The organism is Streptomyces sp. NPDC037421 (assembly GCF_055602105.1).
Map to the genome: position 1 here is coordinate 7863 of NZ_JBVJWV010000035.1, position 21580 is coordinate 29442.

Genomic DNA, 21580 nt, shown 5'->3' on the forward strand with positions numbered 1-21580 from the left:
CTTTTTCCTCCCCCCCCCTCCCTCCCCTCCCCCCCCCCTCCCCCCCCCCCCCCCCCCCCCCCCCCCCCCCCCCCCCCCCCCCCCCCCGCGCCGGTCCCGCCGGCGGGGGAGGCGGCGGGGCGGCGGGTTCAGGCCGGGTAGACGTCGCCCGGCAGCTTGCGGTCGGCGCCGACCGTGCCGATGTGCCAGTACGGGTAGGGCGCCGGGGTCTCGCTGACCTTGTCGAGGCGGGCCAGCTCGTCCTCGGTGAGGGACCACTCCATGGCCCGGAGGTTGTCCGCCAGCTGGTGCGGCTTGGTCGCGCCGACCACCGCCGAGGCGATCGCGGGCTTGGCCAGCACCCAGTTGAGCGCGACCTGCGCCACGGTGGCCCCGCGGTCCTCCGCGATCTGCGCCATGGCGTCGACGATGTCGTACGCCTGGTCGGGGTCGGTCAGCGGCGCCGACTCGGCGGCCGTGCGCTGCGAGAGCCGGCTGCCCTCGGGACGGCCCTCGCCCCGGCGGTACTTGCCGGTGAGGAAGCCCCCGGCCAGCGGCGACCAGGCGGTGATGCCGACGTTCTGGTCGACGGCGAGCGGGATGATCTCGCGCTCCAGGTCGCGGGCGGCGATGTTGTAGTAGCCCTGGTAGCAGACGAAGCGGCCCAGGTTGCGGCGCTCGGAGACCGACAGCGCCTTCATCAGCTGCCAGCCGGCGAAGTTGGAGACGCCGATGTAGCGGACCTTGCCGGAGCGGACCAGGTCGTCGAGCACGCGCAGCGTCTCGTCCAGCGAGGTCCGCGGGTCGAAGCCGTGGATGTGGTAGAGGTCGATGTAGTCGGTGTCCAGCCGCCGCAGGCTGGCCTCGACCGCCGCGATCAGGTGGTGGCGGGTGGCGCCGACGTCGTTCGGGTCGTCGGTGATGCGCCAGCGGCCCTTGGTGCCGATGACGACGCGGTCGCGGACCTTCTTCAGGGTGCGGCCGAAGAACTCCTCGCCCATGCCGTTCTTGTAGACGTCCGCGGTGTCGAAGAAGTTGATGCCGGCGTCGAGGGCCTGGTCCATCATCGCCAGCACGTTGGAGTCGTCGACGGTGCCGAACTCGGACCAGTTGCGGTCCTCGGCCCCCAGGAAGCTCGCCGCGCCGCCGAAGGTCATGGCGCCGAAGCACAGTTCGGACACGGACAGGCCGGTGTCGCCCAGGTAGCGGTAGCGCATCTTCTCTTCTCCTGCGATCGGTGTATAAGATTGCGATGAACCATAAGACATCTGATAGTAGTCGTCAATGAGATGGAGGAGCGTTCATGTCCACCACCCCGCCCCCGGAGCCCGAGCCCTACGACGTGCTGGTCGTCGGCGCCGGACCGACCGGGATGACGGCCGCCTGCGAACTCCTGCGCCGCGGCGTACGCGTACGCGTCGTCGACCGGGCCCCCGAGCCCTCACCGCTCCCCAAGGCCCTGCTGGTGTGGCCGCGCAGCCTCGACCTCTTCGAGGACCTCGGCATCCTGGACGACCTGCGCGCCGCCGGCCTCCAGATCAACGCGTTCAGCTACTTCTCCGACCGCAGGCGCCTGGCCACCTTCGACTTCCCCCAGCACCTCGCCCCGCTCTGCCTCCCGCAGAACGAGACCGAGGCGATCCTGCGCCGCCGCATGCTCGCCCTCGGCGGCAAGGTCGAGCACGGCGTACGGCTGCTCACCCTGGAGGACCTCGACTTCGCCGGCCGCATCGACGGGACCGGCCCCGTCACCGCCGTACTGGAACACGCCGACGGCCGCATCGAGCGCACCCGCGCCCCCTTCGTCATAGGCACCGACGGAGCCTCCAGCGCGGTCCGCGCCCAGCTGGGCAGCGGATTCGACGGCAGCACGTACGAGAGCGCCTTCGCCCTCGTCGACGCCCGGATCGAGGGCACCCTCCCGCCCGACCAGGCCCTCTACTACCAGTCGCCCGCCGGAGCCCTCGTCATCGTCGCCCTCCCCGACGGGGTCTACCGGTTCTTCTCCAGCCTCGCCCCCGGCGAGAGCGCGGGCCTGGAGCGGATGCAGCAGATCGTCGACGAACGCGGCCCGCGCGGCGTCCGCCTCGTCGAACCCCTCTGGGAGACCGTCTTCCGCATCCACGCCCGGCACGCGGGCACCTACCAGCTCGGCCGCGTCTTCATCGCCGGCGACGCCGCCCACGTGCACAGCCCGGCCGGCGGCCAGGGCATGAACACCGGGATGCAGGACGCCCACAACCTCGCCTGGAAGATCGCCGCCGTGCTGCGCGGCGAGGCCCCCTCCGGCCTGCTCCAGGGCTACGGAGCCGAACGCTCCGCGGTGGTGCGCCGGGTGGTCCGCGACACCGACATCCAGACCCGCGGCTGGCTGGTCCGCGGCCGGCTCGCCGTCGCCGCCCGCGACGCCGCCTTCCGCGCCGCCGAACGCACCGGCGCCTTCAGGCTCTACGCCCCCGTCATGGCCGGCCGCCGCCTCTCCTACCCCGCGCAGCGCCCCACCCAGCTGCCCGCCGGCCGCGGCGGCTGCGCCGCCCGCGCGAAGCTGCCGGGAGCGCTGGAGGCGGGCGCCGTCTTCCCGCGCGAGCTGGCCCTCGCCCACGGCATCGCGGGCCCGGGCGCACAAGCCCCGAACTGGACCCTCGCCGTCGTCTGCCGGGGCGCGGCCGCCGCCTGGCGCACCCAGCTCCGCGCACTCGCAGCCCCCTGGCCCCAGGTGCGCACCGTGGACCTGGCCGCCGGCTCCGCCCGCCGCCCGACCGGCTGCGGCCGGGCCGGCTACTACCTGATCCGGCCCGACGGGCACATCGCCGCGCACGGCCACGAGCGCGACACCGGGCACCTGCTGGAGGAACTCGCCGAATGGCTGGGCCCGGCCGCGCGGGACTGACACCCCGCGGACGGCACGGAGGGGGCGGCCGCGGGGCCGCCCCCTCCGTACGGTGCCCGGGCCGCCGCCTCAGGTGCGCGACGGCGCGCCCAGGGGCGGGACGGCCTCGGCGGGGGAGGGCGGTCCGGGCGGGGTGCCGTCCCCGAACGGGCGCCCGCCCAGCGCCTCCCGGCCGTGCGGTTCGAGCCAGCCCGACGGGTCGGGGCCGGCGGGAACGATCCCGGACGGGTTGATGTGGCTGTGCACGATGTAGAAGTGCTGCTTGATGTGGTCGAAGTCGACCGTGTCCCCGAAGCCGGGCGTCTGGAACAGGTCCCGGGCGTAGGCCCACAGCACCGGCATGTCCGAGAGCCGCTGCCGGTTGCACTTGAAGTGGCCGTGGTAGACGGCGTCGAAGCGCACCAGCGAGGTGAACAGCCGGATGTCCGCTTCGGTGATCGTCTCGCCGACGAGGTAGCGGGACCGCTCCAGCCGCTCCGAGAACCGGTCGAGACGGTCGAAGAGCGCCGCGTACGCCTCCTCGTACGCCTCCTGGGACTTGGCGAACCCGGCGCGGTAGACACCGTTGTTCACGTCCGTGTAGATCTCCTCGTTGACCGCGTCGATCTCCGCCCGCAGCGCGGCCGGGTACAGCTCCGGCGCCCCGTCGCGGTGGTACGCCGTCCACTCCAGCGACATGTCCAGGGTGATCTGCGCGTAGTCGTTGGTGACCACCTCGCCGCTCGGCACGTCCACGATCGCCGGCACGGTGATGCCCCGGTCGTAGCCGGGGTAGCGGGCGAAGTACGCCTCCTGGAGCCGCTCTATCCCGAGCACCGGGTCGCGGCCGTCCGGGTCGAGGTCGAAGGTCCAGCTGCGCTTGTCGTGCGTCGGCCCGGCGACGGCCAGGGGCAGGGCCTTCTCCAGCCCGAGGAGCCGGCGGACGATCGTGGCGCGGTGCGCCCAGGGGCAGGCGCGGCTCACCACGAGACGGTAGCGGCCGGGCTCCACCGGGAAGCCGTCGCGTCCGTCGGCGGTGATCCGGGTGGTGATGTATCGGCTGTCCCGCGTGTATCCCTTGTCGGGGCGTACGTTGCTCATCCCCGGGGCCTACCCAGGAACCGCGGCGGTGAGCGGCCGCTCCAGCGGCGCTCCATCCTCCCTCGTCCGGACGCCGTCGAGCCCTCCCGCCGCGACCGCGCGCGGCAGGAGGGCTCGGGGACACCCGCTATGCGCTGATCCGCCGGTCCCCGACGGCGGCGGGCCGTCCGAAGGAGAGCTCACCCGTGGTCAGCAGGTCCAGCAGCTGCGCCAGTTCGCGGTCCTCGGGCGTCGCGGTACGGAAGACGAAGTGCCGCAGCCCCGCCTGCTCGGGTCCGCCGAAGAACCGGAAGAAGCCGATGTCGGCGCCCTGCGGGGCGAAGCTCTCGTACAGGAACACCGTCCCGCCGTCGGCGGTCAGCCCCCGCCCGGCGGCGATCAGATCGCCCGCGGCGGCCTCGTACACGATGTCGAAGGAGCCCTCGAAGGCCTCGGACACCGTGTCCGCGGTCACCACCCGGCGGGCGCCCAGCCCCACCAGCTCGGCGGCCTCCCCGGCGTCCCGCACCACGGCGGTCACCTCGGCGTTCAACGCGGCCGCCAGTTCCACCAGCAGCCGGCCGATGCCCCGGCCCGCGCCGGTGACCAGCACCCGGCGGCCGGCCACCGAACCGGCGCCCCGCACCAGGCGCAGCGCGGTCAGCACCGCCACCCGCAGCGCGGCGGCCTGCTCGAAGCTCACGTGGTCGGGCAGGACCACGGCGTACTCGGAGGGCAGGGTCATGTACGAACCCCACTCCGTACCCGTGGCCACGCCCACCACCCGGTCGCCGGGCTGCGGGCTGAACCCCTCGGGGGCGGCCTTGAGGACGACCCCGGCGACGTCCCAGCCCGGCAGCCAGCCCTCGGGGAGCGGCTCGGCCCGGATCATCTCGTCGATCTCGGGGGCCACCGCGCGCACGGCGATCAGGATCTCGTCCTCGGCCTGCTCGGCGGCGCCCTGGGGGGAAGGGAGGGTGTGGGACTGGTAGGACATGGAAGTTCCTCTCGTACCTGGTGGTGTTTCCTCGTACGGCTCGTGATCCGGCGTGTGGTGGGGCGGGTCGGAACTCGGCGGCGGGTCAGAACTCATCGGCGGGTCAGAGCTCATCGACGGGTCAGAACTCCTCGGCTGTCAGGAGCGGGGCCCCGTCCAGGCGGTCCACCGCGACCACGTCGAAGACGTCCGGCTGGTCCAGGACGAAGGACGGCAGGCTCAGCCGGCTCTCCAGCACCTGGTACCTGATCCAGTCGTGGGTGTAGTGGTCGTCCGGCACCCCGGGGGCCAGCACCACCCGAAGCTGCACCCGCTGCCCCCGGCTCACGGCCACCTGGGCGGCCGTCACCTCGCCGGTGGCCAGGGCGGAATCGACCAGTTCCCGGGCCGAGACCCCGCGCCCGTGCAGGCGGAAGTACGGGTCGGCGGGACCGAACAGCCGGACGGCCGGCCCCTCGGCGCCGCAGACGCAGTACGCGTACTCGCCTCGCTCCTCCGTCGCGTACCGGATCAGCGGCGGATCGCGGCGGGCGTCGAGGGTGGTGACCAGCACCTGTCCGTCGACGACCTCGACCAGCTGGTGCGGCAGCGGGTGGTAGAGCCCGGCCAGGCAGTGCGGCCCGTGCCGGGCCACGACCCCGGTGGCCGGGGACCCGTACAGACGCCAGACCCGGGTGTACGGGAAGCGGTCGGCGAGCAGGGCGTCGGCGGTGGTGTCGTGCATGGTCCCGCCCAGCAGCAGGGTGCGCAGCCAGGGCAGGGGCCGTCCGGCGCCGGCGGCGCCCGCGAGCCGGGCGACCGTTTCGGGCGGGGCGCTCAGGGCGGTCACCCCGGTACGGGCGAAGAAGTCCAGCCACGCGTCCTGCGCGCCGTCCGGCAGCGGGCCGAGCGGCAGGCAGGCGGCGCCCGAAGCGGCGGCGAAGCGGTTGAAGAAGTGGTGGTCGGGGCGCAGCCGTTCGCAGGAGTGCAGGTTCGTCAGCACGTCGGAGGGGCCCAGCGGGCTCCACGCGCCGCGCACCCGCTCGGCGAACATGTCGTCCGGCAGCAGGCTTAGCGCGGGCGTGCGGACCGTCCCGCCGTCCGCCCAGATCAGCGAGGCGGGCGCCTGGGTCCCGGAGGCCAGTACCTCCTCCGTCGCCAGCGCCAGCTCCTGCCGGGTCAGTACCGGAAGGTCCGTCAGGCGTACCGGACCGGTGGTCGGGAGAGGGGCGTACTTCGCCCGGAGCGCGGGGATCCGCACCGCCCGGCGCAGCAGGTCCGGCAGTTCGCCGGGCACGTCCGGACCGTCCGGCACGCCGGGTCCGCCGGGACCGTCCGGTGCTCCTGCCCCTGCCTCTGCGCCTGTCCCTGGTAACGCCGTTTGCTGTGACATTCGCGGAGTCAATGGAGTTCACCCCTTCTCGCTCACAGGTCCGACTGGAGTTCATTCTTGGGCTTGGGTCTAACTTTCTACTACAGCCCAACGAGTTTGGGAAGCGGGGTGGGGGCGGGGCAGTTGTGGAGGGATGGAATCCGGATATGGCCCCCGATCCATCATTGTCCTGGGGTACAGACTTGAACTACGCTCGAGGCGCGGTGGAGCTGCGGGGAGGCGGCTCCCTGCGCACTCACACCCATCGAGGGGGCTCTCGTGGCAGCGTGGAACGAAGAGACGACCGTCGCGGTCGTCGGCATGGGATGCAGGTTCCCCCAGGCCAACAGCATCGGGCAGTTCTGGGACAACCTGGTCGCGGGCACCGACTCGGTGACCGCCGTACCGGCGGACCGCTTCGACATCGACGCGTACTACGCGCCCGAGCCGGGCGTCCCCGGCAAGACCGACTCCCGCTACGGCGGCTTCCTGGACGACCCCTTCGGCTTCGACACGGAGTTCTTCGGGATCTCCCCCGCCGACGCCGCCGCCATGGACCCGCAGCACCGGCTCCTGCTGCTCGTCTTACGCGAGGCGCTGGACGAGGCCGGCATCCGGCCCTCGTCGCTCGCCGGCACCCAGGCCGGGGTGTTCATCGGCCAGGCCACCGCCGAGTACACCCGCGGCGAGGACCTCGGCGCCCACACCCTCAGGGAGGTCGCGGGCAGCGGCGTACGCGCCATGGCCGCCGGCCGCATCTCCTACGACCTCGACCTGCGCGGCCCCAGCGTCACCCTCGACGCCGCCTGCTCCTCGTCCCTGGTGGCCGTGCACATGGCCCGCCAGAGCCTGCTGACCGGCGAGAGCGACCTCGCCGTCGCCGGCGGGGCCAACGTCATCCTGTCCCCCCACGAAGCCGTCGCCTACTCGCAGGCCGCGATGCTCTCGCCCGCCGGCCGCTGCCGGTTCGGCGACACCGCCGCCGACGGCTTCGTCCGCAGTGAGGGCGTCGCCGTCGTCGTCCTCAAGCGGCTGCGCGACGCCCTCGCCGCCGGCGACCCGGTCCTCGCCCTGCTCCCCGGCAGCGCCGTCACCAACGACGGCCGGGCCAGCGGCTCCCTGATCCGCCCCGCCGTCCAGGGCCAGACCGCGATGATCCGCAACGCCTGGCGCAGCGCCGGGGCGGACCCCGCCCGGCTGGACTACGTCGAGGCCCACGGCACCGGCACCCCCACCGGCGACGAGGTCGAACTCCTCGCGCTCGCCGAGGCCGTGCGCGGCCACCGCCCCGCCGGCCGGCCGCTGCGGATCGGCTCGGTCAAGACCAACATCGGGCACGCCGAAGCCGCGGCGGGCATCGCCGGCCTCGTCAAGACCGTGCTGATCGTCCGGCACGGCACCGTCCCCGCCTCGCTGCACGCGAGCAGCCCGCACCCGTTGCTCGAAGGGCCCGACGCCCCGCTGCGGCTCGTCACCGCCAACGAGCCCGCCGCCGGCGATCCGGCCGCCCCCGGGGATCCCGCCGCCCCCGTCGTGGCCGGCGTCAGCTCCTTCGGCCTCTCCGGAACCAACGCCCACGTCGTCGTCGCCTCGCCCGCGCCCCGGCCCGCCGAACTCCCGCACGGCCCCGCCGAACTGCCCCCGGCCCGCCCCACCCACCTGCTGGTCCTCAGCGCGCACTCGCCCGCCGCCCTGCGCCGCCTCGCCCTCGCCCACGCCGCCCACCTCGCCCCCGGCGGAGCGGGCCGCGACCACCCCCTGTGGGACCTCTGCGCCACCGCCGCCCTCCGCCGCGACGCCCACCCCCACCGCCTCTGGGCGACCGGCGCCGACCACGACGAACTCGCCCTCACCCTGCGGGCCCTCGCCGAGGACCGCCCCACCCCGGCCGGCGGTACGGGCGAAGCCGGCTTCGCGGGCCCCCGCCGCCCCGTGTTCGTCTTCCCCGGCCAGGGCGCCCAGTGGCCCGGCATGGGCCGCTCGCTGCTGGCCTCCTCACCGGCCTTCCGCGCCGCCCTGGACGCCTGCGACACCGCCGTCCGCGCCGAGACGGGCCGGTCCGTACGCGAGCTCGTGGCCGCGGCCCCCGACACCGACGAATTCCCCGACCGGGTCGACACGCTCCAGCCGCTGCTGTGGTCCGTACAGACGGCACTCGCCGCGCACTGGCGCGACATGGGCGTCGACCCCGAGGTCTGCGTCGGCCACAGCATGGGCGAACCGGCGGCCGCGGCCACCACCGGAGCCCTCTCCCTCGCCGACGCCGCCGCCGTCATCTGCCGCCGGAGCGCCCTCCTCCAGCGCACCACCGGCCAGAACGCCATGCTGGCCGTGGAGCTCCTGCCCCAGCGGGCCCAGGACCTCATCGCGGACGAGCCGGGCGTCTGCGTGGCCGCCGAGAACGCCCCCACCAGCACCGTGCTGGCCGGCGACCGCGCCGCCCTGCGCCGCATCGCCCGCCGCCTGGAGCAGCAGGGCGTCTTCCACCGCCTCGTGCGGACCAACGTCGCCTCCCACTGCCCGGCCGTGGACCCCCTGCGCGAGGACCTGCTCGGCCTGCTCGCCCACCTCGCCCCCCGCCCGGCCGGCACCCCGATGCACTCCACCGTCCGCACCGCCTACCTCGACGGCGGCGAACTCGACGCCGGCTACTGGGCGGACAACCTCCGCCGCCCCGTCCGCTTCGCCGACTCCGTCCGCCACCTGGCCAAGGAGGGCGAGAACGTCTTCGTCGAGATCAGCCCCCACCCCCTGCTGAGCGGCGCCGTCGAGGAGACCCTCCAGGAGCTGGGCGCCCCCGCCGCCGTCGTCACCTCCACCAGCCGCCGCGACCCCGAGGACGAGGCCATGACCCTCGCCCGGTCCCTGGGCGCCTACTTCGCCCTCGGCGGCACCGTCCACTGGGAGCGCTGGTTCCGCGACCGCGCACGCCCCGCCCCGCTCCCCGCCTACCCCTGGGAGACCGAGACCCTGCGCCGCCCCCAGGCCGTCGCGCCCTCCGGCGCCCCCGCCGGCCGGAGCCACGCCGCGGAGATCGCGTACGACCACCGGATCGCCGGGATCCGGCTGCGCGGCCTGACCCCCGTCCCTCCGGTCGCCCACCTCGCCCACCTCCACGACCTGGCCCGCACCGCCGCCCGCGCCGAAACCGTCACCATCACCCGCGCCCTCGTCGGCGAGGAACTCGTCGAAGCCCCCGGCGAGGGCGGGACCCGCACCGTACGGATCCGGCTCGATCCCGCCCGGCCCGGCTCCTTCACCGCCCGCGTCGACACCGCCGGCCCCTCGCCCCTCCCGTGCCTGCGCGCCGACGTCCACACCACCCCCGCCGAGCCCTCCCGCTACCGCCCCGCCGACTTCGACGCCGCCCTGGCCCGCTGCCGCCGCCACCTGACGCCACGGGAGTTCCTCGCCGGCGCGGGCCGCCGCGGGTACGAGGTCCTGCCCGCCCTGCGCACCCTGCGCCACCTGTGGCTGCGCGGCGGCGAAGCCATCGCCCAGATGTCCCGGCCCGGCCCCGGCGTACCCGAACACGGGGCCTGGGAAGCCTGCTTCCTCCCGCTGCTCGCCGCCCTGCCCCACACCCCCGGCGACCACCGCGCCTACACCGCCGAGTCCTTCGGACGGGTCCGCTTCCACGCCGGCCTCACCGAGGAGTTCTGGGTCCACGCCACCGTCACCCCGCTCCTGCGCGGGGACGCGGCCCGGGCCGCCGTCCACGTCATCGGCCCGGACGGCCGGGTGCTCGCCGAGTTCCACGACATCCTCGTGCGCCGCGTCGGCGCGGCCCCCTCCGTGTCGGCCCGGCTGCGTTCCGCCCTCGGGATCGAGCCCCGGCGGCCGCGCCCCGCCCCCGTAGGGCCACCGTACGGAACCGGTCCGGGGCAGGAGGAGTCGTACACGCGGGAGGAGGGAGGGGAGGAGGAGCGCGAGAGACGGCCGGCGGACCGCACCGTCCAGTTCGTCGCCCGCGCGGCGCGGGTGCTGGGCATGACCCCCGAGCGCATCGACGTGCGCCGTTCCCTGCGCGACTACGGGATCGACTCCCTGACGGCCACCCAGCTGAGCCGGGACCTGCGCTCCAGCCTGGACTGGGAGATTCCGGTCCGGCTGCTCCTCGACGACCTGAGCATTCGAGCCATAACCGCAGGTCCGGCTCTGTCATCGGCCGTGGAAGCTGTACTGTGATGCATAAATTGATCGTGATACAAAAGGTATAGGCGCCGGTGCGGAGGCCCATCTCCCACCGCTGACGAGGTCAGTGAGGCCAGCGGCCCTGCGCGCCGGCGGTTGCGCGACAGGAGACCCCCACATGACCAGCAGCAACATCACCGCAGATCCGCCACAAGGCCGCCGTGAGCGCAACAAGCAGCGGGTCCGCGACAGCATCTACTACGCCGCCATCGAGCTCTTCGCGGACCAGGGGTACGACCAGACCACCGTCGACGAGATCGCCGAGAAGGCCGACGTGGCGCGCGGCACCTTCTTCAACCACTTCCAGAAGAAGGAGGACCTCATCACGGAGTGGGGCGCCAAGCGCCGCGACGTGCTGCGCGAGGGCCTCGCCGCCGCCACGGAGACCGACCCCCGCCGGGCCCTCCTGGAGTGCATGGGCCTGCTCGCCGACATCAGCCTGCGCGACCCCGCCCTGACCCGCGCCCTCACCACGGCCTGGGTCAAGGCGGGCTACATCCTCCATGAGGAGCCCTACCTCAGCGACATGCTGGGCGACTTCGTCGTCGAGGCCCGGCGGCGCGGCCAGGTCCCCGACTCCGTGGACCCGCGCCTCGCCGGCCTCCTGCTGCGCGACGTCTACTTCGGCACCGTCTTCCGCTGGGTGCAGCGCCCCGAGGGGGAGAGCGACCTGGCGGCCGACCTGCACACCGCCTGCGAGACCGTCCTCGACGGCATCATGCCGCTCACGGCCGACGGCCCCTGACGACGAGAGCCGCCCGGGCGCTCCGCGCGCCCGGGCGGCTCTCCGCGTCTTCCCGCGTGACCGCTTCCGGCTACTCGGCGATGTAGGTGTGGCCGCTGTAGGCGTACACCAGGAGTTCGAGTTCGAGCTCCGGGTCCACCACGGTGCCCCCGGTGGGCTCGAAGTGTTCGTACCGGTTCCCGTTGAGGACCTTCACCTTCGCGCTCGTGTCCTCCACGTAGCGGATGCGGTCCAGCTCTTCGACAGTGGACACGGGTCCGCCGCTGAGTATGACGTTCGGGCTCTGCGCTGTCATGGTCGTCGTCTCCTTCGGCCGGGTGCGGAGGCAGCAGCCTCACTGCCTGCCCGCACAGAATGGGGGATACCGCTAAAGCCGGTCTTAAAGCGGAGGATCCGCACGCCCTACGACGCCCACGAGCCCGGGGTGCGGAAGTCCCCGTCCCCTGCGGGCCAATGGGCGCGGAGCGGCCGCGGATCGGGCGGGGCGATCTCGGAGCCCACCATCCGGGCGGTGAGCAGGAGCGCGATGGCTGCGACCTCCTCCAGCGTGGGGGACCCGCCGACCACGTGGAAGGCCGCCTGCTGGAGCTGGGCCTCGGCGGGGCTCACAGGGGGAGGTTCCCGTGCTTGCGGCTGGGGCGCGGCGCGTGTTTGCCGCGCAGCATCTCCAGCGCGTCGATGAGCCGGGACCTGGTCTCGGCGGGGTCGATGACGTCGTCCACAAGGCCTCGTTCCGCGGCGTAGTAGGGGTGCATGAGCTCGGTCTGGTATTCCTTGATCTTCATCTGGCGCACCGTGTCGGGATCGTCGGAGGCGGCGATCTCGCGGCGGAAGATGACGTTCGCGGCGCCCTCGGCGCCCATCACGGCGATCTCGTTGGACGGCCAGGCCAGTGCGATGTCCGCGCCGATGGAGCGGGAGTCCATGACGATGTACGCGCCGCCGTAGGCCTTGCGCAGGATCAGCGAGATCCGCGGCACGGTGGCGTTGCAGTACGCGTACAGCAGCTTGGCCCCGTGCCGGATCACCCCGCCGTGCTCCTGGCCCACGCCCGGCAGGAAGCCGGGTACGTCGACCAGCGTCACCAGCGGGATGCTGAAGGCGTCGCAGAACTGCACGAAGCGCGCGGCCTTCTCGCTCGCCTGGATGTCGAGGACGCCCGCCATGCAGGAGGGCTGGTTGGCGACGATGCCGACGGTCTGCCCGCCGAGCCGGGCCAGGGTGCAGACGACGTTCTGCGCCCACCCGGCGTGGATCTCGAAGTGCTCCCCGTGGTCGACGACCTCCTCGATCAGCTCGCGGATGTCGTACGCCTGGTTGGGCCGCGACGGCACCAGGTCGGCCAGCCGCTCGCAGCGCCGGCCGGGCGGGTCGTCGGTGTCGCCGGCCGGCGGCAGCTCGCGGTTGTTGGCGGGCAGCAGCGACAGCAGGTAGCGCACGTCCTCCAGCGCGCTCTCCTCGTCGTCGTACGCGAAGTGCGCGACGCCGGAGGTCCCCGCGTGGCTGTCGGCCCCGCCGAGGGTCTCGCTGGTGACGGCCTCGCCGGTGACCGCCTGGACCACGTCGGGTCCCGTGATGAACATCTGCGAGGTCCCGCGGACCATGAAGACGAAGTCGGTCAGCGCCGGGGAGTACGCGGCCCCGCCGGCGCACGGGCCCATGACCACGGAGATCTGCGGGATCACCCCGGAGCTGCGCACGTTGCGGGTGAAGATGCCGCCGTAGCCGGCGAGCGCGGTGACGCCCTCCTGGATGCGGGCGCCGGCGCCGTCGCACAGGCCCACCAGGGGCGCCCCGGTGGTCTCGGCGAGGTCCATCAGCTTGTGGATCTTCTGTGCGTGGGCCTCGCCCAGTGCGCCGCCGAAGATCCGGAAGTCGTGGGCGTACGCGAAGGCGGTCCGGCCGTGGACCAGTCCCCACCCCGTGATGACGCCGTCGGTGTGCGGCTTCCTGTACTCCAGGCCGAAGCCGGTGGCACGGTGCCGGCGCAGCCCTTCGATCTCGGTGAACGTCCCCTCATCGAAGAGGAGTTCGAGGCGTTCGCGGGCGGTCAGCTTCCCCTTGGAGTGCTGGGCCTCGGTCGCCTTCTCGCTCGGACCCCGTACCACCTCCTCCCGCAGGACGGCGAGCTCCGCCGTGCGCTCCCGCAGTGACGCGTACCGGATCTCCTCCTGGGTGCTCATGAGGGCCCCTTTCGACGCAGACGCGCCGGTCCGGCCGGTGCGCGGCGACGAGCGTCCGGCGGAGGGCTAAAGCCGGGCTTGCACGCGGCCGCCCGGACACCGCCGCCCACCGGCCCCGGAACCCGGGGCACCCCTACCTCGCCCGTGCGGACCCCACTGCATGCGCCGCGCCCGGGACTTCGGGGGCCGGGATGCGTATCAGTGGAACGTCACGTCCGAACCGCCGGAGGCCTCTGTGAAGGAAATCCTCGACGCGATCGCCGCGTCGACCGCATCTGGCAGCGGTTCTCCCGCTGTCACCGCCGCCGACTTCGCGGCCCTGCCGCTGCCCGAGTCGTACCGCGCGGTGACCGTGCACAAGTCGGAGACGGACATGTTCGCGGGCATCGCGACCCGCGACCGCGACTCCCGCAAGTCCCTGCACGTCGAGCGGGTACCGCTGCCCGAGCTCGGGCCCGGCGAGGCCCTGGTGGCCGTCATGGCCTCCTCGGTCAACTACAACACCGTCTGGAGCTCGATCTTCGAGCCGCTGCCGACCTTCGGCTTCCTGGAGCGCTACGGCAGGATGTCCCCGCTCGCCGCGCGCCACGACCTGCCGTACCACATCCTCGGCTCCGACCTGGCGGGCGTCGTGCTGCGCACCGGCCCCGGCGTCAACCGCTGGCACCCCGGCGACGAGGTCGTCGCGCACTGTCTGTCGGTGGAGCTGGAATCGGCCGACGGGCACAACGACACGATGCTCGACCCCGAGCAGCGGATCTGGGGCTTCGAGACCAACTTCGGCGGCCTCGCCGAGATCGCCCTGGTCAAGTCCAACCAGCTGATGCCCAAGGCGCGCCACCTCACCTGGGAGGAGGCCGCGTCCCCCGGTCTGGTCAACTCGACCGCGTACCGCCAGCTGGTCTCCCGCAACGGCGCCGGCATGAAGCAGGGCGACAACGTCCTGATCTGGGGCGCGAGCGGCGGCCTCGGCTCGTACGCCACCCAGCTGGCCCTGGCCGGCGGCGCCAACCCGATCTGCGTCGTCTCCAGCCCCGAGAAGGCCGACATCTGCCGGGCCATGGGCGCCGAGGCGGTCATCGACCGCAACGCCGAGGGCTACAAGTTCTGGAAGGACGAGCGCACCCAGGACCCGCGCGAGTGGAAGCGCTTCGGCAAGCGGATCCGCGAGCTGACCGGCGGCGAGGACGTGGACATCGTCTTCGAGCACCCGGGCCGCGAGACCTTCGGCGCCTCGGTGTACGTCACCCGCAAGGGCGGCACCATCGTCACCTGCGCCTCCACCTCCGGCTTCATGCACGAGTACGACAACCGCTACCTGTGGATGTCCCTCAAGAGGATCATCGGCTCGCACTTCGCCAACTACCGCGAGGCGTGGGAGGCCAACCGCCTGATCGCCAAGGGCAGGATCCACCCCACCCTCTCGAAGGTCTACCCGCTGGAGGAGACCGGCCAGGCCGCCTACGACGTCCACCGCAACCTCCACCAGGGCAAGGTCGGCGTCCTCGCCCTCGCCCCGGAAGAGGGACTGGGCGTCCGCGACCACGAACTGCGCGCGCGGCACCTCGACGCCATCAACCGCTTCCGCGACGGCCGTACGCTGCCGGAAACAGGATGACGGGGACGAGAGCCGCCGGGGCCGCCCTCCCCGGCGGCCAGGTGGCCCTCGCGCACGACGACGAGCTCCCCCCGGGCGGTGAGCTGCGCGCCCTGCTGGAGGACGTCCTCGCGGAGGTGCGCGGCACCTGCCCGCCCCTCGGCCAGCACCCGCCCGCAGTGGTGAGCGGCGCCCACGTCGTCGACCCGCCGTTCTACGGCAGCGGCGACATAGGGCGGGTCGCCGTCTGCGCCGCCGTCAACGAAATCGCCGCCGCCGGCGCCCGGCCCCTTGCCCTGACCCTGTCGGCGGTCGTCGAGGCGGGCCTGCCGCTGGAGCGACTGCACCGGCTGGCCCGCTCCGTGCGCGACGCGGCCCGCGAGGCCGACGTGGTGATCGCCGACGTGGACGTCCGGGTCGTCCGGGCCGGCGAGGCGGACCAGGTCTACCTGCACACCACCGGGATCGGCGCCTTCCACGGCGCCCCGCTGCGCACCCGCGACGCCCGCCCCGGGGACCGCGTCCTGCTGAGCGCCCCGCTCGGCGGACACGGCGCCCACATCCTGTCGGTGCGCCGGGGACTCGGGTTCGAGAGCCTGGTCCCCAGCGGCTGCGCGCCGCTGGCCGGACTGCTGGAGCGGGCCCGCGCGGCCGGGTCCGGCGACGGGATCCGGGCCGTACGGACCGTGGCGCGCGGCGGCCTCGCCGCCGCGCTGCACGCGTACGCCCGCGAACTGGGCCACACCCTGCGCGTCGAGGAGAGCATGCTGCCCGTGCAGTACGAGGCCCGGATGGCCCTGGAGGCCATGGCCGTCGACCCGCTGCACGCCTCCAGCGAGAGCTGCCTGTGCCTGCTCGTCGCGCCGGACGCCGCGGCCGGTGTCCTGGCCGCGCTGCGCACCCACCCCTACGGGCGTTTCGCGGCCGAGATCGGCACGGTCGTCGAGGACGGCGCCTCCCCGGTCGAGCTGGTGCGCTACCAGGGCGGCGCGGTGCCCGTCACACCCGAACCGGCGGCCTTCCCCCGGCTGGCGTGAGCCCCGCCGGGGCCGCCGGAGCGGCAGCCGCGGCGGCGGCCGCCGCCTTCGCCGGACCGGCGGGGGCCGCCGGGGCCGCGGGCCGGAAGCCGCGCAGCAGAACCAGCCCGGCCGCCGTGGCCAGCGCCGGGAGCAGCCCCATCCCCGCCAGGACGCCCCACGTGGCGCCGGAGCTCTGGCCGGTGGCGTGCCCGGTGTCGGAGGAGACGTAGCCGGACGACTGCAGCACCAGCCCCATCAGGAACGGCCCGACGGCCATGCCCAGCGCCTCCCCGGCGCTGAACAGACCCGACATCGCACCGGCCCGGCTGCGCCCGGTGCGGACGGCGTCCCCGGCCGCGCACTCGGCGAGCATCGCGTACAGGAACAGCAGCTGCCCCGCGTGCCCGGTGCCGACGACGAGGAGCGCCACCGGGGCCCAGAACAGCGGCAGCACGGGCGCGGCCGGCAGCAGCAGGGCGCCCCCGGCGAACAGGGCGCAGGAGAGACCGAGCACCCGCCGGTGACCGTACCGGGCGCCCACGCGGGACCACAGGGCCGTGGTGAACAGGTTCGGCAGGACGAACGCGGCGACCAGCACCCCGGTCATCCCGGGCCGCTCCAGGACGTGTTCGGCGTAGTAGGGGCAGCCCGCGAGCAGCACCCCGGTGCCGACGACGAGGACGGTCGCCCCGCGCAGCAGCGCGGCGAAGTGCGCGTTGCCGCGCAGCACGGCGAACCACGCGCGGGGCCCGGCGCTGCCCGGCTTCCCCGCGTCCCGCGGCACGTCCCGCGGGGCGTCCTGCCGGGCGCCGGACGCGGTGGCCCGGGAGGTCCCGAAGAAGACGCCGAGCGTCCCGACGGCGACCACCAAAGCGCCGAACAGCCCGGCCCAGCGGTGCCCGGGCAGGCCCCCGCCGCCCGCCTCGACGACGGCGGGCGCGGCCGCTCCGGCGACCAGGGCGGCGACGGCGATGCCGGCCACCCGGGCCCCCACCAGCCGCACCCGGTCCCGCGCGCTCGTGGCGATCTCGGCGGGCAGCGCGGCGTACGCCACCTGGAAGAACGCGAACGCGCTCGCGGTGAGCAGGAAGCCCGCGGCTGCCCACAGCGCCCCCGCCGACCCCCGCGCGGCACCCGCGAACATCAGGGCGAAGGCGGCGGCCACACCGAGGCCCCCGCCCAGGACGTGGCCCCGCCGCGGGCCCCACCGCCCGTGGGTCCGGTCGCTGATCCGCCCCGCGTACGGGGTGAGCAGCACGTCCCAGACCTTGGGCACGAGGACGACGGCCCCCGCCACGGCGGCGCCGACGCCGAGGGTGTCGGTGAGGTAGGGCAGCAGGAGCAGACCGGGCAGCGTGTTGAAGGCTCCGGTGACCAGGGAGCCGGAGGCGTAACCGAGACGCGTACGGGCGGACATGCCCCGATCGTCGCCGTGCCGGGCCGGGCCCGCCAGTCGGTGCTTCTCCCCTTTTCCGCAGGTCGCGGCGGTCCCCGGGCCGCTGCCCCGGACGGTCCGTCAGGGAACACCCCGACACCCGGCGCCCGGTGCGCCGGTAGCCCTCCGCAGTAACTGACATGCAGGTAGTGACGGTCCGGCGGGGCTGTGCGCGGGGACGCAGGTCGGCGAGGCTGCCCGGAGGGGGAACGCGCACACGAGGGGGATTCCCGTGCTTGACCAGCAGCATCCGTTGACGGCGGCCCGGACGCGGGACCTCGCGGTCCTCTGCCGCGAGCTGCGGCTGGCCGGTGAGGGTCCCCGGTTCGTCCGGCTGACCGGCGAGCCGTGGAGCGGCAAGAGCCGGCTGCTGCGGCAACTGGCCGCCACCGCGCACAAGGAGGGGTGGACGGTGGCGTCCGGGCGGGTGCCCAGGGCGGGCCGGACGCGCCCCTTCGAGGTGGTGGCCGACGCCCTGGACGACCATCTCGCCCGCGCCGACGGCACGTTGTTCGAGCGGCTCGGCGAGGCGCGCACGCGCGCGCTCGCACCCGTCCTCCCCGCCCTCGCCACCCTGCCGGGAGCCGGGGAACCGCCCGACGCCGGTGCGGCGGTCCGCGCCCTGCGCGTCCTGCTGGGGCTGCTGGGGGAGCGCGGGACGCTGTTCGTCCTGGACGACGTGCACCGGGCCGGCCCCGAGGTCCTCGACCTGCTCGACCACCTCGTCCGGCACCCCCCGCAGGGCGCCGTGCTGACCGTCTTCGCGCACCGCGCCGTACCGGGGGGCCGCCACCTGTCGGCCGTGCCCTACGACGCGCCCGGGGTCCGCCACCTGGCCCTGGGCCCGCTGCCCGCGGCCGACGCCCGCGCCCTGCTGCCGGCCGGGACGCCGCCGCTCGCCGCCGAGCTGGTGCTGCGCGACGCGGCCGGGGTGCCGGGGCTGCTGCACGCCCTGGCCCGGGGCGTCACGTCCGGCCCGTCCTTCCACGCGACGGCCGAACTGGCCACGGGCGTACCGCCGGTGCTCGCACCCGACTCGATCGACCTGCACACCCTGTCGTCCCTCGGCTGGCGCTGCGCGTGCGCCGCCGCCCTGCTCGGCGACCCGTTCACCGCCGCCGCGCTCGCGCACACCGCGGGCGTGCCCCTGGAGCACGCGCTGGCCGGACTCGACGAACTGCACGGCGAGGGGCTGGTCCGGCCCGAGGGCACGGCCGGTACGCGGTTCTGCTTCGTCCGCCCGGCGGTACGGGCTCTGATCCACCACGCCTCGGGGGCCGGCTGGCGCAGTGCGGCGCTGGGGCGCGCCCTGGAGGCGCTGAGGGCCGCGGCCGGTACGGGGGCCGGTCCGCAGGACGGCCCGGAGGACGGCGACGCCGACGCCCGCCGGACCCTGGCCGCGCACCTCGAACACGCCGCCACGATCGGCCTGGAGGACGTCCGCGCCCTGGCGCTCAGTGCCCGCGGGGGCCTGTACACCCGGCCCGCCCGCTCCGCCGCCGCCCTGCGCCGGGTGATGGCGACCGGCCCGGTACCGGTGGAGGTCCGCCTCCTGCTCAACAAGGCGCTGCTGCTGTCGGGCCGCCTGGAGGAGGCGGTACGCGGCTACGAGGAGACCGGACCCCGCTCGCACGAGGACCGGCTGCCCGGCGGCCGGACCGACACGGCGGTGTGGCAGGCCCGCGCCCTGCGCTGGAGCGGCCGCCACGCGCAGGCCCGGTCCGTGCTGGACGGGGACGGCGGCCTGCCCCCGTCAGGCGCCGCCGCCGACGCGGAACGGGCGGCGCTGGCGCTGGAGCCGGGGGCGGGGGCGGACCCGGAGGAAGCCCGCGCCGCGGCCGAGCAGGCCCTGCGGACGGCCCCGGCGGACGATCCCGGGGCGCGGGCGCACGCGTACGCGCTGCTGGCCGCCGCCTGTGCGGCGGCCGGTGACGGTGAGTCGGCCAGGGCGGCGGCGGACGGGGCGCACGCGCTGCTGGCGCGGACCGGGGAGCCGGAGCGGGCCGCGCACCTGGAGGCACTGCGCTGGCTGGGGGCGGCCGAGACCGGGCTGGGTGAGCCGGAACGGGCCGGCCGGCACGTCGAGCGGGGCCTGGCGGCGGCCTTGGAGCACGGGCAGGCGCATCTGGCGGGGCTGCTGGCCCTGGGCCTGTCGGAGGTCGCGCTGGCCGTCGGCGACACCGCGGGGGCACGGGCGCGCATCCGGCTGGCGGCCGCGCTCGCGGAACATACCGCCGTGCCCGCTCTCGCCGCCGCCGCGCGGGAGGCGGAGCTCCGCACAGGGGCGAACGCGGGCGGATCCCCCGACGTGAGCCGGCTGTCCCTGCTCAGCGAGCGGGAGCGCATCGTCACCGGGCTGGTGGGAGAAGGCCGTACGAATCAGCAGATTGCGGCCCGGCTGGACATCAGCGTGAAGACGGTGGAGACGTATATGAGCCGGATCTTCAAGAAGCTCGGGATGAATTCCCGCACACAGGTGGCACACGTCGTGGGGTTGAGCGCCAATATCCGCTGACTACTGCGGGACGCAAGTGCCGCGGGCGGTATGTTTCACAGATTTCTCCCGCCTATTCATGCCGAAGCCCCGTTGGTTTTCGGAAAAACTTTTCCGAAAACCAACGGGGCGAACGGCCCGGCTCTACCGGCGGGGGATCCGGGAGCCCGTGCCCCGGATCATGCCCCCGCGCGCTTGTGGCCTGCTAAAGGCCGGGTCACGGGCAGGTGAGCTCCCAGCGGTCGTCCATCGGGCAGTTGACGACCGCCTCGCTCACGCGCAGCTCGGCGAGGTTCTTCGGGGCGGTCACCGTGATCTTGGTAACGGCCTCGGACGCCTGGGCGACATTGGTCCAGGCCATTCCCCACAGGCCGAAGGCGAGAACGATGGCGGTTGTGGCATTTCGGATGGAAGCGCTGTTCATGTCTAACCCCCGTGTCGACAACTTTTGTTTGCAGGGACATCCTGACCAGCGGACACGGCCACTCCAAGCCAAAACGGCAGGCGTAAAGTTGCCTGGCAGCAAGTCCTGTCAGCACATGGGGGTGTCAAACGGGATGTCGGGGAGTTCCCTACACGGGTCCGAGTTCGGCGAGTTGGACGACGCGAGTGCGTCCGCCTATCAACACGCAGTCCTGTTGGGACGTTTCGTCCGTGCTGAGATCGCGTCCGCCCTGCGCATGACGGCGCAGGAGGCCGGGCGGGTGGAGGAGGTGCTCACCACGCTCCGCCTGCTCCGCCCGATGCCCGGCCGCCCGGACGAGCTGGTCCCGATGAGCCCGGACGCGGCGGCGGCGGACCTGGTGGGCCCGGCGGAGGCCGAGATCCGCGAGATGCAGCAAGCGGTGAGCAGCGTGAAGACGCAGATGCTGGGACTGCTGCCCGCCTACTTCGAGACACGCCGCAGGCGCAATCAGGCGGAGGCCTTCGACGTCATCAGTGATGTGGGAGTGCTCCAGTCGATGCTGGACGAATGGGGTACGCGCTGCCGCAGCGAGCTGCTGACCTCCCAGCCCGGGGGCTCCCGCCGGCCCGGCGCCATGGAGACGGCCCTGCCCCTGACCCTGGACCGGCTGCACCGCGGCGTGCACGTCCGGCACCTGTACCAGCACACCGTCCGCAGCGACCTGGCGACGACCGACTACGTCCGCGCGATCACGGCCGAGGGCGCGGACGTGCGCACCACGGACGAACTGGTCGACCGGATGCTCATCTACGACCGCGAGGTCGCCTTCCTGCCCGAGCAGCACGTGGAGGGCCGCTCCCCGGGCGCGATCGTGGTCCGCGAGCCGACGCTCGTCGCCTTCCTGTGCAAGGTCTACGACCACATGTGGGCGGGGGCCGCGCCGTTCACCCCCGGGGAGGAGGACACCGCCGACATCGCCGACGACCTCAAGCGGTCGATCATCCGGCTCATGGCGCAGGGCCACAAGGACGAGATGGTGGCCCGCCGGCTCGGCATGTCGGTGCGCACCTGCCGCCGCCACATCGCCCGGATCATGGAGGAGATGGAGTCCACCAGCAGGTTCCAGACGGGTGTCAACGTCGCGCTCTACGGGCTCCTCGGCGCCGACTTCTCCCCCTCGGGCACGGGTGCGGGGGAGACCGCCGGGGCGGGTACTAGCTGACGGACAGCA

The 21580-nt window shown here is 74.0% G+C and carries 16 protein-coding genes; 7 read left to right on the forward strand and 9 right to left on the reverse strand.

Features of this window, described 5'->3' with window-relative positions; translation table 11 throughout:
- Nucleotides 1-128: 128 nt before the first annotated feature.
- Nucleotides 129-1196 (reverse strand): aldo/keto reductase, encoded by a 1068-nt coding sequence (locus ACZ7IF_RS32985; RefSeq protein ID WP_470979148.1) that lies wholly within the window; start codon nt 1194-1196, stop codon nt 129-131.
- A gap of 86 nt (nt 1197-1282) precedes the next feature.
- On the opposite strand from ACZ7IF_RS32985, the gene ACZ7IF_RS32990 reads away from it, so the two are divergent.
- Entirely contained in the window at nt 1283-2869 is a 1587-nt protein-coding gene (locus tag ACZ7IF_RS32990; RefSeq protein WP_470979150.1) for an FAD-dependent monooxygenase, read from the forward strand.
- A 69-nt stretch (nt 2870-2938) separates the two neighbouring features.
- Here ACZ7IF_RS32990 and ACZ7IF_RS32995 read toward each other — a convergent pair whose 3' ends face one another.
- From ACZ7IF_RS32995 to ACZ7IF_RS33005, 3 genes are all read right to left on the reverse strand, one after another.
- Nucleotides 2939-3949, reverse strand: coding sequence for a glutathione S-transferase family protein (locus tag ACZ7IF_RS32995; protein WP_470979153.1), 1011 nt, complete (start codon nt 3947-3949; stop codon nt 2939-2941).
- 127 nt (nt 3950-4076) lie between these two features.
- Entirely contained in the window at nt 4077-4925 is an 849-nt protein-coding gene (locus ACZ7IF_RS33000) for a zinc-binding dehydrogenase (protein ID WP_470979155.1), read from the reverse strand.
- 121 nt (nt 4926-5046) lie between these two features.
- A complete protein-coding gene (locus tag ACZ7IF_RS33005; RefSeq protein WP_470979158.1) occupies nt 5047-6201 on the reverse strand; it encodes a hypothetical protein in 1155 nt (384 codons plus the stop codon).
- Nucleotides 6202-6555: 354 nt separating this feature from the next.
- On the opposite strand from ACZ7IF_RS33005, the gene ACZ7IF_RS33010 reads away from it, so the two are divergent.
- Together ACZ7IF_RS33010 and ACZ7IF_RS33015 are read left to right on the forward strand one after the other, a co-directional pair.
- Nucleotides 6556-10464, forward strand: coding sequence for a type I polyketide synthase (locus tag ACZ7IF_RS33010; RefSeq protein WP_470979160.1), 3909 nt, complete (start codon nt 6556-6558; stop codon nt 10462-10464).
- Nucleotides 10465-10588: 124 nt separating this feature from the next.
- Nucleotides 10589-11215 carry a TetR/AcrR family transcriptional regulator gene (locus ACZ7IF_RS33015; RefSeq protein ID WP_470979162.1) on the forward strand — a complete coding sequence of 209 codons (627 nt, stop codon included), beginning with the start codon at nt 10589-10591 and terminating at the stop codon, nt 11213-11215.
- A 70-nt stretch (nt 11216-11285) separates the two neighbouring features.
- Here the strand turns inward: ACZ7IF_RS33015 and ACZ7IF_RS33020 are convergent, their stop codons facing one another.
- The 3 genes from ACZ7IF_RS33020 to ACZ7IF_RS33030 all read right to left on the reverse strand — a co-directional run bounded on the left by ACZ7IF_RS33020 (nt 11286) and on the right by ACZ7IF_RS33030 (nt 13398).
- Complete coding sequence (locus tag ACZ7IF_RS33020) at nt 11286-11510, reverse strand: DUF5988 family protein (protein ID WP_470979164.1); 225 nt, start codon at nt 11508-11510, stop codon at nt 11286-11288.
- 107 nt (nt 11511-11617) lie between these two features.
- On the reverse strand, nt 11618-11824 hold the full coding sequence (locus ACZ7IF_RS33025; protein WP_470979166.1) for an acyl-CoA carboxylase epsilon subunit: 207 nt from the start codon (nt 11822-11824) through the stop codon (nt 11618-11620).
- Nucleotides 11821-13398: an acyl-CoA carboxylase subunit beta gene (locus ACZ7IF_RS33030; RefSeq protein WP_470979168.1), complete on the reverse strand. Its 1578-nt coding sequence runs from the start codon at nt 13396-13398 to the stop codon at nt 11821-11823. Before ACZ7IF_RS33030 ends, ACZ7IF_RS33025 begins: the two co-directional genes overlap by 4 nt.
- A 235-nt stretch (nt 13399-13633) precedes the next feature.
- Here ACZ7IF_RS33030 and ccrA point away from each other — a divergent pair, with 235 nt between their 5' ends.
- Both ccrA and ACZ7IF_RS33040 read left to right on the forward strand, forming a co-directional pair.
- Nucleotides 13634-15016, forward strand: coding sequence for a crotonyl-CoA carboxylase/reductase (gene ccrA / locus ACZ7IF_RS33035; protein WP_470979171.1), 1383 nt, complete (start codon nt 13634-13636; stop codon nt 15014-15016).
- Nucleotides 15013-16032: an AIR synthase-related protein gene (locus tag ACZ7IF_RS33040; protein WP_470979174.1), complete on the forward strand. Its 1020-nt coding sequence runs from the start codon at nt 15013-15015 to the stop codon at nt 16030-16032. Before ccrA ends, ACZ7IF_RS33040 begins: the two co-directional genes overlap by 4 nt.
- On the opposite strand, the gene ACZ7IF_RS33045 is transcribed toward ACZ7IF_RS33040, so the two are convergent.
- Nucleotides 15995-17431 carry an MFS transporter gene (locus tag ACZ7IF_RS33045; RefSeq protein WP_470979177.1) on the reverse strand — a complete coding sequence of 479 codons (1437 nt, stop codon included), beginning with the start codon at nt 17429-17431 and terminating at the stop codon, nt 15995-15997. The genes ACZ7IF_RS33040 and ACZ7IF_RS33045 overlap by 38 nt on opposite strands.
- Nucleotides 17432-17681: 250 nt before the next feature.
- Here ACZ7IF_RS33045 and ACZ7IF_RS33050 point away from each other — a divergent pair, with 250 nt between their 5' ends.
- Entirely contained in the window at nt 17682-19964 is a 2283-nt protein-coding gene (locus ACZ7IF_RS33050; protein WP_470979180.1) for a helix-turn-helix transcriptional regulator, read from the forward strand.
- 196 nt (nt 19965-20160) lie between these two features.
- Here ACZ7IF_RS33050 and ACZ7IF_RS33055 read toward each other — a convergent pair whose 3' ends face one another.
- Nucleotides 20161-20367: a hypothetical protein gene (locus ACZ7IF_RS33055; protein ID WP_470979183.1), complete on the reverse strand. Its 207-nt coding sequence runs from the start codon at nt 20365-20367 to the stop codon at nt 20161-20163.
- A 214-nt stretch (nt 20368-20581) separates the two neighbouring features.
- On the opposite strand from ACZ7IF_RS33055, the gene ACZ7IF_RS33060 reads away from it, so the two are divergent.
- Nucleotides 20582-21571, forward strand: a complete 990-nt coding sequence (locus ACZ7IF_RS33060) for a helix-turn-helix transcriptional regulator (protein WP_470979186.1) — start codon at nt 20582-20584, stop codon at nt 21569-21571.
- Nucleotides 21572-21580 lie beyond the last annotated feature (9 nt).